Below are 15,342 nucleotides of genomic sequence, written 5' to 3'. Positions count from 1 at the left end.
GAGAGGAAACCGTTATGTCATCATCGCTTAGCCTGGAAACCCTGTTGCAGCAGGAAGCCGAAAACCGCCTGCCGCAGTTTGATTTTGACCTCGCCTGGCAAATCGGCCAGAGCATCCAGCAGCAGGGGCGTGAAACGCAGGCGCCGATTGCGATTGAAGTCTATGCCTTTGGTCAGGTGTTGTTTGTGGCGGCGTTGCCGGGTTCCTGTCCGGATAACCTGGAGTGGATGCGACGCAAAAGAAATACCGTGCTGCGCCACGGCCACTCTTCTCTGTATGTCGGGCTGGTTAACGAGCAGAAGGGCGAGCGCATGGATATGCAGCGCTTTATCAGCCAGGCGGATTACACCGACCACGGCGGCTCGTTCCCGCTGCTCAATCCTCAGGGCGCGGTGCTGGGCGCCGTCAGCGTCAGCGGGCTGCCGTCCGCAGAGGATCACGCCTTAGCGCTGTGGGGCATCGCCCAGCTGCTGCGCTGATCGCCTACCCACCCTCAGCCAGTAAATCAATTAGCACGGCGGGCTATCTGCTCGCCGTATCCTGTACATCCCGCCATGCCTGCCCGATAATTCGTATTTATTCGTACTATTAAGAGACTGCCTATGACCGGACATCCACAGCGCAAAGACATTCGGCTGGAGAACGTGCTGGCGGCGTTGGGCAACCCGCTGCGCATGACGGTGGTCAGCGTGCTGGCCGATGGCGGCGAGCATACCTGCGGCTCGCTGCTGAAAGGGGTGTCGAAATCGACCCTGACCCACCACTGGCGCGTGCTGCGTGACAGCGGGGTGATCTGGCAACGTCCATCCGGACGGGAAAACCTGCTGTCGCTGCGCCGCGACGATCTCAATGCGCGTTTTCCCGGACTGGTGGATGCATTGCTCGCCGCCGCCGCGCAGGATGCCCTGACCCGCGCCACCCTCAATGATTTTCACCCGTAGCATATGCAACAGCCTGGCAACAGCGTTTGCCGCAAATGCAACTGACCTGGCGCGTCTGCTTACGGCTGCACCGTTAAAAATCAACAGATTATCCTGAGCCTGAACCTGGCACAGCCGCTGCATACAGACATATAGCCAAAAGATTTAAAGATTATTAAATCTTTTGATTTTCGATATAAGTCGTCTGAGGATTCGCTATGTCTGACTCACAACCTGTCCGCAAACCCCTGCAATTTGCCTACTGGGTACCGAACGTATCCGGTGGCCTGGTGATTAGCCAGATCGAACAGCGCACCCACTGGGATGCGGAATATAACCGTAAGCTGGCAAAAATCGCCGAGAACGCCGGTTTTGATTACGCGCTGACGCAGATTCGCTTTACCGCCGGGTATGGCGCGGAAAACCAGCACGAATCGGTGACTTTTTCTCAGGATTTACTCAGCCAGACCTCACGGCTGAAGGTGATTGCCGCGCTGCTGCCCGGCCCGTGGAACCCGGTGCTGGCCGCCAAACAAATTGCCACCATCAGCCATCTGTACGGGCCACGCATTGCGGTGAATATCGTCAGCGGCTGGTTCCGGGGGGAGTTTAAAGCGATTGGCGAACCCTGGCTGGATCATGAAGAACGCTATCTGCGTTCAGAGGAGTTTATCCGCTGTCTGCGCGGTATCTGGGGAGAGGAGCGCTTCACCTTCGCCGGGGATTTCTATCGTTTTCGTGAATATTCCCTGAAACCGAAACCGTTGTCGCCGCAGCCGGAAATTTTCCAGGGCGGCAGCTCGCGTGCGGCGCGCGATATGGCGGCACGGGTGTCGGACTGGTATTTCACCAACGGCAATACGCCGGAAGGCGTGCGTAGCCAGGTTGAAGATATCCAGGCTAAAGCGCAGGCGAATCATCATCAGGTGAAAATCGGCCTGAACGGCTTTGTTATCGCGCGCGAAACAGAGCAGGAAGCGCAGGCGGTGCTGGCGGAGATCATCGCTCAGGCCAATCCGGACGCCGTGAAGGGCTTCCAGCATGAAGTGAAAAATGCGGGCAGCGCGTCGCCGGAAGGGGAAGGCAACTGGGCTAAATCGTCGTTTGACGATCTGGTGCAGTATAACGACGGCTTCAAAACCAACCTGATCGGTACGCCGCAGCAGATTGCCGAACGCATTATCACCCTGAAACAGGCTGGCGTGGATCTGCTGTTGCTGGCGTTTCTGCATTTCCACGAAGAGGTGGAATTCTTTGGTCGTGAAGTGATCCCTCTGGTGCGCGAGCTGGAGCGTCAGGAGAGTGCCGCCACGGCGCTGGCCTGACGCGCCGCCGTCAGATATGGCGGGCGCGGCCCGCCAGTGTCGCCATCACCATCTGCACCACGGCAACCCCCAGCAACATCGCCAGCGGCAGCTGCCAGTTGCCGCTGGCATCGTGCAACATACCGAAGCTCAGCGGCCCGAGCGCGGCCAGGCCATAGCCCACGCACTGCGCCATGCCCGACAGCTTCGATGCCTGGCGATGGTCTTCGCTACGCAGATTAAACAGCGCCAGGCAGGTCACCATCGACGCTCCGGCACCCAGACCCGCCAGCACCAGCCACCACAGCGCCAGCGCTGGAGTCAGCAGTAACCCCATCACCCCAATAAAAATGGCCAGCGAGGAGAGAAAGCCAATCGCACGTTGATCACGGAATTTTTTCAGCGCGCTCATGCAGGCGAGATTAGCCACAATCGCCACGATTTGATAGACGAACAACATGCCACCGGCTTCCAGCTGGCTGATGCCATTGTCCTGCGCGAACGGCGTAAACCAGCCAATCAGGGTATAAAACGCCAGCGACTGACAGGCCATAAACAGCGACACCTGCCAGCCGATCGCGGAACGCCACGGCGAACGCACCCGGTGATGGCGGGTTGCGGCAGGGACCGGTGCGGGCGCGGTTTTCAGCTGCGGCAGCCACGCCAGCAGCGCCACGATCCCCGGAATCAGCCAGATACCCAGCGACAGATGCCAGCCGGCCGACGTCAGTTGCGCCAGCGGCACCGCCACGCCCGAGGCGATGCTGGCGGTGATGGCCATGGTGGTGGCATACAGGCCGATATAACGTGCGGTGTGTGCGGTGAAATCACGCTTGATCAGCGGAGGCAGCAATACGTTGGCGGCGGCGATGCCTGCGCTAAGCAGCAACGTACCGGCCCATAAGGCATTTTCACTACCGGCGATGCGCAGCAGCGAGCCGAGGGTAATGACCAGCAGCGCGCTCCACAGACTGCGTTCCAGACCAAAGCGATTGCCCAGCCAGGCGGCTGGCGGCGCGAGGACGGCAAACATCAGCAGCGGCAGGAAATTCAGCACACCGGCCGCACTGGCGCTCAGGCCAAACGTCAGGCGGATATTCTCCAGCACCGGCCCGGTGGCGGTGACAGGCGTGCGCAGGTTGGCCGCCGTCAGCAGCAGCAAAAACAGGAAAAAGCCGGAACGGCGCAGGGCTGGAGAGTCTGATAAAACGGTGTGGGTCATCTTTTCGCACCATAAAAAATAAAGCAGATCGATTCTGCGTATGGTGCGTTGGTTGACGTTAACGCTTACGCAGCGGTTCACTCCCGCTGAAGGTCGGTCATACTAGCGAGGGGATTGTGAGATGTAAACCCGTCAGTCAGGATTTTCCCTCCAGGCAGGAGAGGTACTTTTTCCCGCAACGCAGCACAATATCCTGGGCATCGCGGGTGATGTCGCGGCCTTCAAACGCGCCGTACAGCCTGTCAAAGCTGACGTCGGCAAGCCGCTGGAGAACCTGCTCCACAGCCTTCGCCGACAGAGGCAGCATATTCGGGTAGCTCCACATAAAAGAGACCGCATTGGCGCCTGGCGTAACCTGAAGAATATCGCCTGAGAGGATAACGCCATCTCCCGTGCGCCAGTGAAGCACGGTGCCGCCCGCGAAGTGGCCGCCCAGACGCAGCAGGTCAACCGATGGCGTCAGCGCCAGCCTGTCGCCTTCCCACAGCTGGATAGCGCGGCTGTCACGCATGATCCATTCCCGGTCATCGGCGTGAAGGTAAACCGGCGCGTTAAACGCCGCCGCCCAGTCCTGCATGGTGGTGTAGTAATGAGGATGGGAGATAGCGATGGCGGTGATCCCGCCCAGCGCGGCAACCAGCGCCTGGGTGGCGGCATCAAGATTGGCGATGCAGTCCCACAGGATATTTCCTGCGGCTGTTCTCAGCAGAAATGCCCGCTGGTTGATCGCAAAATTCGGCACCGTTTGAAGGCTAAAAAGATCCGCCTCATGCAGCTGCCATTTATTGGCATGATGCTGACTCAGCGCGTCCGGCGTCAGCCACTTCTGGCCGCCCACCGGAATATACTGACGTTCATCCTGACAAATTTTGCACGGCAAAAGCTCCTCATCCCTGGCTTCATATGATGTGCCACATGCCTGACATAACCTGATCATGGTGACCTCCTCCGGGTGTCGCTGAAACTAATTATAGGATTCAGCCGGTGTTATCAGGGAACGCGCTGCGCGCGCCGGGTTGACGCCCCCTTTTTCTCGCCGCAGGATTAACGCATATTGACTTGCGAGGGATCGACCGATGTCTGAAGCAACATTACCCGTCGTGCTTATTCCTGGATTTATGCTTGATGAGACGTTATGGGACGATTTTGTCCGTCTTTTTCCGGATGATCGCGCGTTTATTCGTGCCAGCCTTACCGACGGGGATAGCGTCAGCGACCTGGCCCGTAACATTGTTGCGCACCTGCCGGAACGCTTTATCCTGGCCGGATTCTCTCTGGGCGGCTATGTCGCCCGCGCCATTACGGAACTCTTCCCGCAACGTACCTGCGGATTGATCCTGATTGCCACCTCACTTCAGGAAGACTCGCCCGAACAGCGAGAAATGCGCCGGGCGGGCGTCCGCGCCGCGATGGCTGGCGATTTCAATGGACTCAGCAGCGGGGCGGTAAAAAAGGCGCTTCATCGCACGCGTCGTGATGACAAGCCGTTGATTGCAAAAATCCAGCAGATGGGAAAACGCCTCGGTGTTGAGGTGTTGAAAAATCAGTCCGGGCTGGGCCGGGACCACATTACCCTGCATCCGATTACCTGCCCGGTTAGCGTTATCGCGGCACAACAGGACCCGCTGCGTTCATATCAGGAAGCCAGCGAGCTGGCGGCGCTGACCGGAAGTCGTGTCGAGGTGATTGAGGAGTGCGGGCATATGATCCCGCTGGAACAGCCGCAGGAGCTGGCGCGTCGGGTGTCTGACTGGCTGCGGCGCGTGGGTTTATAACCAGGATATTGAAATCATGTCGGATGATAAACTGATCTCAGTTCAGCCTGGGAACAGGGGCGTGGCCTCTTTCCCACCGCAACGAACCGTTACCCGCCCCCTGTCCACAACGGCTATCAAAAGCGTCACCCTCTCACCGTTGCAAATGCATTCCCTTCAGCCGCCGTCTGGCACCGCGCGTGCTTCCTGGTCCGCCTTGCTGGCAAGCCACAATGCCGCGAAAGTTCATAGCAGGGGGGCATTGCCGCAATGGCCTGGCGCAGAGAAACCCATGCAGACAGGCAGTTTGCGCCTGGCAGGCCGACCACCGGCCAGCGATTTATTCGCTCAGACGATACGTCCGGCCAAAACAATCCGGTATGTCGGGCTGAAAGAATTACATGCGCCGCCGACGCCGGAAAAAAGGGTGGACCGGCGGCCAGCCGCTGATAGTTCGCTGATGCAATTTTCGCAGTTAGCCATTAGCAGAGAGGAAAAAAAATACCCCCTCGATCTGAATCAATCCCTTCTCCCTGAGCCTGCCAAAATAGTAAAAAAATCGCCGTGGCGATTAGCCAAACCGCTGAGAAAATTATTTTCTGCTAATAAAATCCAGAGTCCTGTCTCTCCTGATCAGCCAATCACTCTGCGTCACATGCACTCTGGTATCAATAGCGCGCCATCGACTTCTGGAACAGCCAGTACGCGCCATCGGGTGAGTCAGTTTCGTTATCGCGGAGAGGGCGATCATATTGAACGTTATATGCAAAAATATTTTGTTATTCAGACGCGCGGAGAGGAAGTCCACGAGCAGCTGCCCAATCTGGCGCCTGCGATTCAGTTATTAAATCAGGTTGTCACTGCCGTTTACCGGAAAATAATCACCCCCGCCGACGTTCCCGAAGTGGTTCGTGCTATTTCCTATTGCACGGGCATTGCAGGGGGTGGGGTGACTTTCGACATCTATCATGATTTGCTCAGGCAGGTTCTCACTTTCCTGCGTCAAATACGCACCTTTATGCCGGGGAAGTTTAACGAAAATCAATTTGTTATTATTGGCGTTCCACCGGATAGCAGTACCACCGCAGCGACAGTACCTGAAGATGATGATTGCCGAATATGGCTGGCGCGGCGTCTGGAAGATGTCTCTCTCACTGAGTTGGTTAAGAATATTATGCATGAGGGCTGGCATATGAAAGCCATCCAGCATCCGGCAGAAGATTTTATTTATTTCGTTCCCGAAGGGCTGAATGAATCAGAGATCTGCGACCTTGATGAATTACAGAAAGCGCAGCTTGAAGAAGTGGCTAATATGGCCGGGAGTACTGAGCGACGGCAGGCTTATTTTCAAAATACCATGGAAGGGCTGGGAAGCACTTACCCGTTTGCTCAGTTAAATGATCTGTTTGGCGCATCCACTTCTCATGAGGCGTCGGTCGCAGTGGAACAGGATAACTGGCATCGCTATGCGTTAATCAGCAGAACGCCTGATCTACTGGGCAACCTTATTTTAAGACTGGGACATACCGAATTATTAAACGGTTTACCGCCGCAGGAACGTTGCCGTGCCGATCCGGTTTCGTTTATGGCGGAAGTCGAAGCTATTGATGATAAGCGTGCGATGAGACTTATGCTGAACAATTTCTGCAAGGTTATCAATAATCCTCAGACGGATTACCGGGCGGCGATGGATGCGATGAGTGATCTGGTCAGCATGGCACTCTCTTATCCTATCGAAACCGCACGCTTGCTACAGCTACGCGGCAGCGGGCTACCAATTATGATGGATCGCTTTTATTCCCACGGTCCGAAAAGCGCGGCAATGGTGCTGGGTTTAGCCAATTGTGTTTTAACCTACTTAATGGAGTTGGGAAATTTATCCGTAGACTATGTGCAGCAATGCATTCTGCCGGTACCTTATACCCATCAGTTTTATAATATTGAGACGAGTGAAAATATATGGCGGGATAATCTTATCCGTTGCTGGGTTGATTTTTTATGCAGCTATGTCAGGAAGTTGTCATCGCAGCCGCAGCAGGAAGCCATAGATGATTTGATAAGAATTTTAGTACGGCAGGAAATGAAACGTACCGGCAGTCCTGGTCCAGTAAAATTTTATGCGAAGCTGATAACAGAACTGAAGCGGCGTATGCATTGTGTTGCGAAAGCGGAAAGTAAAGTGCTTGCCGAAAATGCACCTGCCAGCAAGAAAAGAAAAGTTTCAGCGAAAAAACCGCATACGATAATGTTGTCTGATTTATCCCGAAGCCAGCGTTGGTATATTGCTATTGAAGACGTTAATGGCGATTTTCTGGCGGCGTTCAATCCGGCAGGAGAAGCTATACTTACCCGGGATGTTTTTGATGAGCAACGCCGGGCATCAAATCCGATAATAAATCCCGTCTGTATCATCAGAGAGCGTCATGAAAATGGCCGGGTTTATTTTGACGGTGTCTCAACCAATGGTACGGTTATTGATTGTGAAAATGATGGAAGAAACGTCATTCGCGCAGCGTGGTCCTCAGTGCATGGGCACCATCCCTCTGAAGAGACGATAATCATGCTGGAAATATCATCAGGAGCCGGGTAAGTCACGCCTGCCCGCTCACGCAAAAAGGACGGACATGATCTGGTTAGCGAATATCCTGATTCTGCTTTTCACCGTGGTGCTGATGGAAGTCGTTGCCGCGCTGGCGCACAAGTACATTATGCACGGCTGGGGATGGGGCTGGCATCTGTCTCATCATGAACCGCATGACAGCAAATTCGAACTGAACGATCTCTACGCCGTGGTCTTTGCCGTGCTGGCGATTGTGCTTATCTACGTTGGCGTACAGGGGATGTGGCCGTTGCAGTGGATAGGCGCGGGGATGACGCTCTACGGCGCACTCTATTTTATCGTCCACGATGGTCTGGTGCATGAGCGCTGGCCGTTTCGCTATATTCCACGCCGTGGCTACCTCAAACGCCTGTATATGGCGCACCGTATGCATCACGCGGTGCGCGGGCGCGAAGGCTGCGTTTCGTTTGGCTTTTTGTATGCGCCGCCGCTGGCAAAATTGCAGGCGACACTGCGCCAGCGGCAGGGACGCAAGGTTCCCCCGGAACGCAGATAACCCCCAACCTAACGCGGGCGTTGCCACAACCCCGCAGGACGTGCCGCCGGGCGCGTCATTCTGGCGGCGATGGCCTGTCCGCCCCCTTTGATTAATAAGCCCAGTTTTTCTCCGTTGCTGGTGCGCTGGCGGGTATCCCATGCCTGCGCGCCCGCCTGGCGCACCTTCACCCCGATGGCGCGATAGACGCCGTGCGCGGTGGCGATAGCCCAGGCGGAACGCAGCGGCAGACCCGCCAGCCCGGCGTGTGCCGACTGGTAATAAGGCTCGGCTTCGTCCACCAGCCGTGATGCCAGCGTGGCGATCGCGGCGCGATGCGGTCTGTCGGCGAGGTTGTCGGCGCGCAAACCTAACGGATGCAGCCACTCCTCGGGCAGATAGCACCGGCCATTGTGCGCATCTTCCACAATATCGCGTGCGATATTCGTCAGCTGAAATGCCAGCCCTAAATCGCAGGCGTGATCCAGCACGGTTTCATCACGCACCCCCATTACCCGCGCCATCATCAGGCCCACCACACCGGCGACGTGATAGCAGTAGCGCAGCGTATCGTCGAAGCTGAGATAACGCTGATGACGCGCATCCATGGCAAAACCTTCCAGGTGTTCAAACGCCAGCCGGGGCGGTATCTGATGCATCAGCGCCACTTCCTGGAAGGCGGCGAACGCCGGTTCTTCCATCGATGCGCCGCTGTAGGCACGCCGTGTTTCCATTTGCAGATGCGCCATACGCGCCTGCGCATCATCGACGGCATGTTGCGAACCGGGCGCTCCCAGCGTCTGGCCGTCGATCACATCATCGCAATGGCGGCACCAGGCATACAGCATCAGGGTGCTGCGCCGCGTTGAGGCATCAAACAACTTTGCGGCGGTGGCAAAACTTTTGGAGCCGACCGCCATGGTTTGGGTGGCGTGCTCCATTAATGGCATTGTCATCCTGCAAGATCCTCCAGCATCAGTTGCGCCGTGGCTTTGGCGGAGCCAATCACCCCCGGCACGCCAGCGCCAGGATGCGTCCCCGCGCCGACCAGATAGAGATTATGAATCGCGTCATCGCGATTGTGCGGCCGAAACCAGGCGCTTTGCGTCAGAATCGGCTCCAGCGAAAACGCTGAGCCATGATGGGCGTGCAGCGTGTCGCGAAAATCAAACGGCGTGAACATATGATGGGTCACCAGCTGAGAACGCAGGCCCGGCATGTAATGCGCCTCCAGATAAGCAAAAATTCGGTCGCGCAGACGCGGGCCTTCCTGCCGCCAGTCAAGGTCCGCGGTGCCAAGATTTGGCACCGGGGCCAGCACATAAAAGCTGCCACAACCCGCTGGCGCGAGGCTGGGATCGCTGCTGCACGGCGCGTGCAGGTAGAGCGAAAAATCGTCCGACAGCTGGCTGCTGTTAAAAATTTCATCGATCAATTCACGATAGCGCGGGCCGAAACAGACCGTATGATGCGCCAGCTGCGGATGCGGCTGATTGAGTCCGAAATACAACACAAACAGCGAGTTGCTCATCCGTTTACGTTTCAGCGCCGCCGCACGTTTCACCCCCACCGGATGATGCGCCAGCAGGCGATCATAGGTGTGGATCACATCCGCGTTTGAGGCCACGGCCGCAGCGTCAAAGCGCCGCCCATCCCGCAGCTGGACCCCGCAGATGCGGTTGCCCTGGGTCTCCAGCTGACGCACCTCGGCATTCAGCAGCAGCTCGCCACCGAGATCCGCAAACAACCGGGCCATTGCGTTGATCAGCGCCCCGGTACCGCCGCGCGGAAACCACACGCCCCATTCCCGCTCCAGCGCATGAATTAAGGTATAGATCGACGATGTGGCAAAGGGATTACCGCCGACCAGCAGCGAGTGAAAGGAGAAGGCCTGACGCAGATGATCGTCGTGAATAAACTTCGCCACCATGCTATAGACGCTGCGCCACGCTTGCAGGCGGCCCAGCTGCGGCCCGGCGCGCAGCATATCGCGCAGCGAGAGAAAGGGAACGGTGCCGAGTTTCAGATAACCCTCATTAAACACTTCGCGCGAGTAGGCGAGAAACTGACGGTAGCCAGCCACATCCTGCGGGTTAAACGCCGCAATCTGCTGCTCCAACTGCGTCTGATTGTTGTCGTAATCCAGCACCCGGCCATCTTCCCAGCACAGGCGATAAAAGGGGGTGACTGGCAGCAGTTCAACATAATCGCGCAACTGTTTACCGGCCAGGGTAAACAACGCCTCGATGGCGGTGGGATCGGTGATCACCGTTGGTCCGGCATCGAAGGTGAATCCCTGATCCTGCCAGGCGTAAGCGCGCCCGCCGGGTTTATCGCGTTGCTCCAGCAGCGTGGTGTGGATGCCTGCCGCTTGCAGGCGGATCGCCAGCGCCAGGCCGCCAAAGCCCGCGCCAATCACAAAAGTGCGTTTCATTCTTTCTTCCCTGTAGGTTGCGTCATCAACAGCGCGCGCAGCGCGGCACCGACAGGCACCGGCGGTTTGCCGCACAGAATGCGCGCTTTGTCCGTCCGGCTAAGCTGTGCGGCATAGAAACGGGCGATCAGGCCCGCATCAAGCTGGTAAAAACGTTGCATCACCCGCCAGCGCTGATCGGGTAGGCCAGCGAGAAACAGCATACGATTCAGCAGGCGGAAAAAGCGTTGTTCGCGCCAGTGCTGGCGGGCAAAGGCCTCGATATGCTGGCTGAGCGTGGCGGCGTCGGTGGGCAGGATTGCCGCGATGCGTTCCGCCAGCGCCACTGCGGTCGGCAGTGAATAGCCGGTGGTGGCGTGAAACAGCCCGGCGCGCAGGCCGCTGCACGGCTGGCCCCGTTGCTGTTGCCAGAATGCATCGATATCGCCGCTCAGGGTGATGGGTAACGCGCCACGCTCTTCGCGCAACAGCAGGCTTAAACGCCAGCGCTGTTGCTGCGCATACTCGGCGATATGCTGCCGCGCCACGGCTGCCGCCAGCGTGGGGTGATCGATGTAATGGGTGTCTTCAATCAGCAGACGATCGCTGCTGAGGGGCAGGGTATAGACAAAACGATAGCCCTCCTGCTGCGGCACGGTGGCATCCATCAGGATCGGCTGCGTCAGGCCGTGCGGCTGCGCCAGCTGCCACTCCTGGCCGACAAACACCTGATAACCGAGGCGCAGATGCGGCGAATATTGCACCCCGCGTCCATCAATCACCACCTTTGCCTGCAACACACGGCCATCGGCCAGCGTTACGCCGGTGGGCGTCACCTGCTGCACCGCCAGGCTGGTACGCAGGCTGTCGCCAAGCGTGGCGCGCAACTGCCGGGCGAAGGCCGTCGAGGAAATGGAACAATAGCCGCCGGGCAGGCTGCGGTGAAATGCCGGAAACCGCACCTGATAGCCTGACCAGCGCGACGTCACCAGCGGCGCGATCCAGCGATGCTGTTCTTCGCGCAGATCATCCTGATGAAACGACCAGGTATGGTTGCCGCCACCCTGCGGCTGGCTTTCCAGCACCAGGCATTTCAGGCGCGGATGCTGCTGATGCAGCCGCAGCGCGATCAGCCCATTGGCCAGCCCGGCACCGACGAGGATCACATCATAGTCGTCCGACATCAGGTGGCCTCCGCCAGAACGACCTGCTGCTGGCAAAGGGCTTGTTCCACAATATCTGCCGCCCGCTGCGTGCCACCGGCGCGCTGCAACTGCGCCTGGATCGGCGACATACGTAGCCGGTAACGTTCGTCGCTCAGCAACGGGGGCAGATGCTGCGCCAGTTCGCTGGCGCGACTGAAACGCGAGGCGCGCCGTCCGATGCCGTGCCACGCCACACGCTGGGCGACGCCGGGTTGATCGAATGCGATGGGTAGCGCCAGCATCGGCGTGCCGCTGGCGGCGGCTTCCAGCACGCTATTCAGCCCGGCATGGGTGACGAACAGCGATGCATGACGCAGTGCGGCGCGCTGATCGAGAAAATCCGTCACCCAGGCCGCTCCCGCCAGCGCCAGCTGACGGCTCTGGCTGGCATTTAACGCGCCGCAATGGGCAATCACCAGCGACAGCTGCTGCGAGCGACACGCCCGCGCCAGACGCGAGAACAAACCAAAGCGATGTCCCTGCAAGGTGCCGAGCGAGGCGTAAACCACTGGCTGACGCAGCGCGGGCCAGGGAGCCTCACTGGCGTGGATCTCCTGCGGCGGCCGCAGCGGGCCAACGGCATGAAAGCAGGGCGGCAGCTGCTGGCGCGGAAAATCCAGCGCCGGGACCATCTGGCTGATTTGTGCCAGCGGCGACAGACATTGATGCAGCCCGCGTCGGGGAGGCAAACCAAAGACGCTGGCGTAGCGGGCGATCACATCACCATGACGGCGCATCAGCCAGTCGTAAATATCGCTGCTGGCCTGATAACGCTTCAGCGCTTTTTCATCCACGCCATAACCAAACGCCATCACCGCCAGCGGAATGCCCGGTTCACGATTCACCGGCAGGGCGCAGGCGACGGAGACAAACGGCAGCTGGAGCGCCTCCGCCACCAGCCCGCCTGCGGCTTCCATCTGATCGGCAATCACGCCGTCAATCTGCAACGCCCTGAGCGTGCGGGGCAGTTCGCGGCACAGCATCTCGCTGCTGGCCGCCAGATCGTCAATCACGCGAAATAGCGACAGGCCGCCAGGGGCGGCAAGGCGGCGCAATGCCGGGGCCAGGGAACCTGGCGGATGGCTATGGTGGCCGACGGCGGTGAAGCCAATGCGGGGATCGCTGAGCAGCGTGCGGGCGTCGGCTTGCTGTATAAACGTCAGCTGATGACCGCGTGCGATTAAGGCGGCGGCGAGTGCCTGCAAGGCGTGGAAATGGCTGTACAGCGGTGGCGCAATCACAGCAAAGTGGCTCATGGCGCGCATCCGTCGCGAGGCAATCAGTTGAACTTCGCCAGCTGTTGATTAAACAGGGCATGCATATACTGACGCGTGGCGACGCCGCGATGGCAGGCACAGGCCAGATGGGCGTCGGCGCTGCGCAGATGGTCGCGCAGGCGGCGCTCGGCCCCTTCCGCGCCCAGCATGGCAACCAGCGTCGATTTACCCTGATCCTGATGGCGGTCTTTGCCGGTATGTTTGCCGCCATCGGCGAGATCGTCGAGCAGCTGGAACGCCTGGCCCAGGTCCTGCGCAAAGAAGCTGAGTTTTTGTCGCACCGCCGGTGAGGCATCGGCGACGATGGCGGCCATTTGCAGCGTGGCGCGGAACAGCACGCTGGTTTTGAGTTCGTTGGTCAGCTCGATGGCTTCCGCGCTGCGCGCCTGGGCGCCATCATGCAAATCCTGAAACTGGCCCTGCACCAGTCCCTGCAAACCCACAGCGGAAGAGAGCTCAGCGATGGCCTCTGATTTACGCTGCGCGGCCAGCCCCGGCGCCAGCGCGATCACTTCAAAGGCGCGGCTGAGCAGCGCCACCGCTGCGAGGATCGCCACATTTTCACCGAATTCACGGTGCACGCTGGGGCGGCCACGTCGCATCTGCGCGTTATCCATCGACGGAATATCGTCCAGTATCAGCGACGCGGCGTGCACCATCTCCACGGCACAGGCCAGATCGAGCAGCCCCGGCTGCCGGGCGTCACAGCCCAGATCGTGCGCGGCCAGCAACAGCAGCAACGGGCGAATACGTTTGCCCGGCGCCAGCGTACCCGCTCGCATCGCGGCCCGCACCCGATCCGCCTGATGCCCGCAGGGCAGCAGTTGCTCAAGATGGCTTTGCAGCGTCTGATGTAGCAGGTGTAATTCGCTGTGCTGATTTGTCACGGTATCGGCATGGGCGGTCATAGCGGCTTTCCATGTGGGTTAATTCTTTGTGGTTTTTTTAACCGTAGACTGCGCAGGGGGACTTCGCCAGATAAGCGAAGCGATTTGTATCAGGGGATGATTTTCCGGAATACAGCGTGATCGCTGCGACGAAAAAAGTAACCTCTCGCCGTAACATCGAAAATATCCGTTAGTCTGACGGCGAATTCATTTTTACATTGGAAGAGAAAATGCAAATCCTGAAACCCGAGATTCTGATTATTCAGCCGGTGATGCCGCTGCTGGATAAAAAACTCACGCAACATTTTCACTGCCACCGGTTATATGATTATGCCGATCCGGCATTATTTTTGCAGCGACAGGGTAAAGATATTCAGGCGATTGTGACGCGTGGCGATGTCGGGGTGGAAAATAGCCTGCTGGATCAGCTTCCCGCCTGTAAAGCCATTGCGGTATTTGGCGTCGGCACCGATCGCATCGATCTGCCAGTCGTCGCGGCGCGTCAGATTCAGGTCAGTATTACCAAAGATATTCTGACGGAAGACGTCGCCGATCTGGCGCTGGCGATGACGCTGGCTGTGTCACGTAACCTGCTGGGTTATGACCGCTTTGCCCGCTCCGGTCAGTGGGAAACCAATCCGCCGGTGCTCTCCACCAAAGTCAGTGGCAAAAAGCTGGGCATTGCCGGTTTAGGGGCGATTGGCCTGGCCATTGCGCGTCGCGCCGAAGCCTTTGGCATGGAAGTGGCCTACACCGCGCGCAGCGACAAAGCGGTGTCGTATCGTCGCTGTGAAGACATAACGCAGCTGGCGGCCTTCAGTGATTTTCTGGTGCTGGCGCTGCCGGGCAGCCCGGAGAATCAGCATATCGTCGATAAAAACGTGCTGGCGGCGCTGGGTGCGGAAGGGGTGCTGATCAATGTGGCGCGCGGCAATGTGGTTAATGAAGCGGATCTGATTGCGGCGCTCCAGCAGGGTGTGATTAAAGGCGCGGCGCTGGATGTGTATCCGCACGAGCCGGTAATTAATCCGGCACTCTGTGCGCTGGAAAACGTGTTATTAGCGCCGCATATTGCCAGCGCGACGCACGAAACCCGCGAACTGATGGCAAATAATGTGCTGGAAAATCTGCTGGCTTATTTTTCCACCGGGAAAATTGTCACCGCAGTATAATTTTATTTTCTGGCCTCAGACGAAAAACTTATATCCTGCCGATCGATTCAGATAGCGGACATTTCCGGTCCGCTGCCTGGGGTTGATTATGTT

At 58.3% G+C, this 15,342-nt stretch carries 14 protein-coding genes; 7 read left to right on the top strand and 7 right to left on the bottom strand.

The genetic code is table 11. The features are described from left to right. The first annotated feature begins 14 nt into the window (after nt 1–14). The 3 genes from AC6I8V_RS23315 (at nt 15) to sfnG (ending at nt 2,245) form a co-directional block, all read left to right on the top strand. Complete coding sequence (locus tag AC6I8V_RS23315; RefSeq protein ID WP_497846193.1) at nt 15–479, top strand: heme-degrading domain-containing protein; 465 nt, start codon at nt 15–17, stop codon at nt 477–479. 123 nt (nt 480–602) lie between these two features. After that, a complete protein-coding gene (locus AC6I8V_RS23310; protein ID WP_497846192.1) occupies nt 603–941 on the top strand; it encodes an ArsR/SmtB family transcription factor in 339 nt (112 codons plus the stop codon). Between the two features lie 197 nt (nt 942–1,138). Then, nucleotides 1,139–2,245, top strand: coding sequence for a dimethylsulfone monooxygenase SfnG (sfnG, locus tag AC6I8V_RS23305; RefSeq protein ID WP_497846191.1), 1,107 nt, complete (start codon nt 1,139–1,141; stop codon nt 2,243–2,245). A gap of 10 nt (nt 2,246–2,255) precedes the next feature. On the opposite strand, the gene AC6I8V_RS23300 is transcribed toward sfnG, so the two are convergent. Beyond that, nucleotides 2,256–3,446, bottom strand: a complete 1,191-nt coding sequence (locus tag AC6I8V_RS23300) for a CynX/NimT family MFS transporter (RefSeq protein ID WP_497846190.1) — start codon at nt 3,444–3,446, stop codon at nt 2,256–2,258. Between the two features lie 136 nt (nt 3,447–3,582). Then, entirely contained in the window at nt 3,583–4,383 is an 801-nt protein-coding gene (locus AC6I8V_RS23295) for an MBL fold metallo-hydrolase (RefSeq protein ID WP_497846188.1), read from the bottom strand. A 139-nt stretch (nt 4,384–4,522) separates the two neighbouring features. Here AC6I8V_RS23295 and AC6I8V_RS23290 point away from each other — a divergent pair, with 139 nt between their 5' ends. The 3 genes from AC6I8V_RS23290 to AC6I8V_RS23280 are packed head-to-tail and all read left to right on the top strand — an operon-like array spanning nt 4,523 to nt 8,316. Next, on the top strand, nt 4,523–5,221 hold the full coding sequence (locus AC6I8V_RS23290; RefSeq protein ID WP_497846187.1) for an alpha/beta fold hydrolase: 699 nt from the start codon (nt 4,523–4,525) through the stop codon (nt 5,219–5,221). A 16-nt stretch (nt 5,222–5,237) separates the two neighbouring features. Further along, nucleotides 5,238–7,790 carry a hypothetical protein gene (locus AC6I8V_RS23285; RefSeq protein WP_497846186.1) on the top strand — a complete coding sequence of 851 codons (2,553 nt, stop codon included), beginning with the start codon at nt 5,238–5,240 and terminating at the stop codon, nt 7,788–7,790. Between the two features lie 34 nt (nt 7,791–7,824). After that, nucleotides 7,825–8,316: a sterol desaturase family protein gene (locus tag AC6I8V_RS23280; RefSeq protein ID WP_497846185.1), complete on the top strand. Its 492-nt coding sequence runs from the start codon at nt 7,825–7,827 to the stop codon at nt 8,314–8,316. An 8-nt stretch (nt 8,317–8,324) separates the two neighbouring features. On the opposite strand, the gene crtB is transcribed toward AC6I8V_RS23280, so the two are convergent. Genes crtB through AC6I8V_RS23255 form a run of 5 tightly spaced genes read right to left on the bottom strand, consistent with a single transcriptional unit; the run spans nt 8,325 to nt 14,098 of the window. Next, complete coding sequence (gene crtB, locus AC6I8V_RS23275) at nt 8,325–9,251, bottom strand: 15-cis-phytoene synthase CrtB (RefSeq protein WP_497846184.1); 927 nt, start codon at nt 9,249–9,251, stop codon at nt 8,325–8,327. After that, nucleotides 9,248–10,729, bottom strand: coding sequence for a phytoene desaturase (locus AC6I8V_RS23270; protein ID WP_497846183.1), 1,482 nt, complete (start codon nt 10,727–10,729; stop codon nt 9,248–9,250). The genes crtB and AC6I8V_RS23270 overlap by 4 nt, the downstream gene beginning before the upstream one ends. Then, a complete protein-coding gene (crtY, locus tag AC6I8V_RS23265; RefSeq protein ID WP_497846182.1) occupies nt 10,726–11,892 on the bottom strand; it encodes a lycopene beta-cyclase CrtY in 1,167 nt (388 codons plus the stop codon). Before crtY ends, AC6I8V_RS23270 begins: the two co-directional genes overlap by 4 nt. Further along, complete coding sequence (locus AC6I8V_RS23260) at nt 11,892–13,169, bottom strand: glycosyltransferase (protein ID WP_497846181.1); 1,278 nt, start codon at nt 13,167–13,169, stop codon at nt 11,892–11,894. The genes crtY and AC6I8V_RS23260 overlap by 1 nt, the downstream gene beginning before the upstream one ends. Before the next feature lie 23 nt (nt 13,170–13,192). Next, nucleotides 13,193–14,098 (bottom strand): polyprenyl synthetase family protein, encoded by a 906-nt coding sequence (locus AC6I8V_RS23255; RefSeq protein WP_497846180.1) that lies wholly within the window; start codon nt 14,096–14,098, stop codon nt 13,193–13,195. 209 nt (nt 14,099–14,307) lie between these two features. Here AC6I8V_RS23255 and AC6I8V_RS23250 point away from each other — a divergent pair, with 209 nt between their 5' ends. Further along, a complete protein-coding gene (locus AC6I8V_RS23250) occupies nt 14,308–15,249 on the top strand; it encodes a 2-hydroxyacid dehydrogenase (RefSeq protein WP_497846179.1) in 942 nt (313 codons plus the stop codon). The last annotated feature ends 93 nt before the right edge of the window (nt 15,250–15,342 follow it).

This window comes from Pantoea sp. X-Soil-TKNS-1207 (assembly GCF_059730485.1).
Note: the sequence above shows the minus strand (reverse complement) of the source record. Positions and strands in the feature narration are given on the sequence as shown.

Coding starts and splice junctions, on each gene's coding strand:
- AC6I8V_RS23315 (WP_497846193.1), top strand. CDS start 15: ATGTCATCATCGCTTAGCCTGGAAACCCTGTTGCAGCAGGAAGCCGAA.
- AC6I8V_RS23310 (WP_497846192.1), top strand. CDS start 603: ATGACCGGACATCCACAGCGCAAAGACATTCGGCTGGAGAACGTGCTG.
- sfnG (WP_497846191.1), top strand. CDS start 1,139: ATGTCTGACTCACAACCTGTCCGCAAACCCCTGCAATTTGCCTACTGG.
- AC6I8V_RS23300 (WP_497846190.1), bottom strand. CDS start 3,446: ATGACCCACACCGTTTTATCAGACTCTCCAGCCCTGCGCCGTTCCGGC.
- AC6I8V_RS23295 (WP_497846188.1), bottom strand. CDS start 4,383: ATGATCAGGTTATGTCAGGCATGTGGCACATCATATGAAGCCAGGGAT.
- AC6I8V_RS23290 (WP_497846187.1), top strand. CDS start 4,523: ATGTCTGAAGCAACATTACCCGTCGTGCTTATTCCTGGATTTATGCTT.
- AC6I8V_RS23285 (WP_497846186.1), top strand. CDS start 5,238: ATGTCGGATGATAAACTGATCTCAGTTCAGCCTGGGAACAGGGGCGTG.
- AC6I8V_RS23280 (WP_497846185.1), top strand. CDS start 7,825: ATGATCTGGTTAGCGAATATCCTGATTCTGCTTTTCACCGTGGTGCTG.
- crtB (WP_497846184.1), bottom strand. CDS start 9,251: ATGACAATGCCATTAATGGAGCACGCCACCCAAACCATGGCGGTCGGC.
- AC6I8V_RS23270 (WP_497846183.1), bottom strand. CDS start 10,729: ATGAAACGCACTTTTGTGATTGGCGCGGGCTTTGGCGGCCTGGCGCTG.
- crtY (WP_497846182.1), bottom strand. CDS start 11,892: ATGTCGGACGACTATGATGTGATCCTCGTCGGTGCCGGGCTGGCCAAT.
- AC6I8V_RS23260 (WP_497846181.1), bottom strand. CDS start 13,169: ATGAGCCACTTTGCTGTGATTGCGCCACCGCTGTACAGCCATTTCCAC.
- AC6I8V_RS23255 (WP_497846180.1), bottom strand. CDS start 14,098: ATGACCGCCCATGCCGATACCGTGACAAATCAGCACAGCGAATTACAC.
- AC6I8V_RS23250 (WP_497846179.1), top strand. CDS start 14,308: ATGCAAATCCTGAAACCCGAGATTCTGATTATTCAGCCGGTGATGCCG.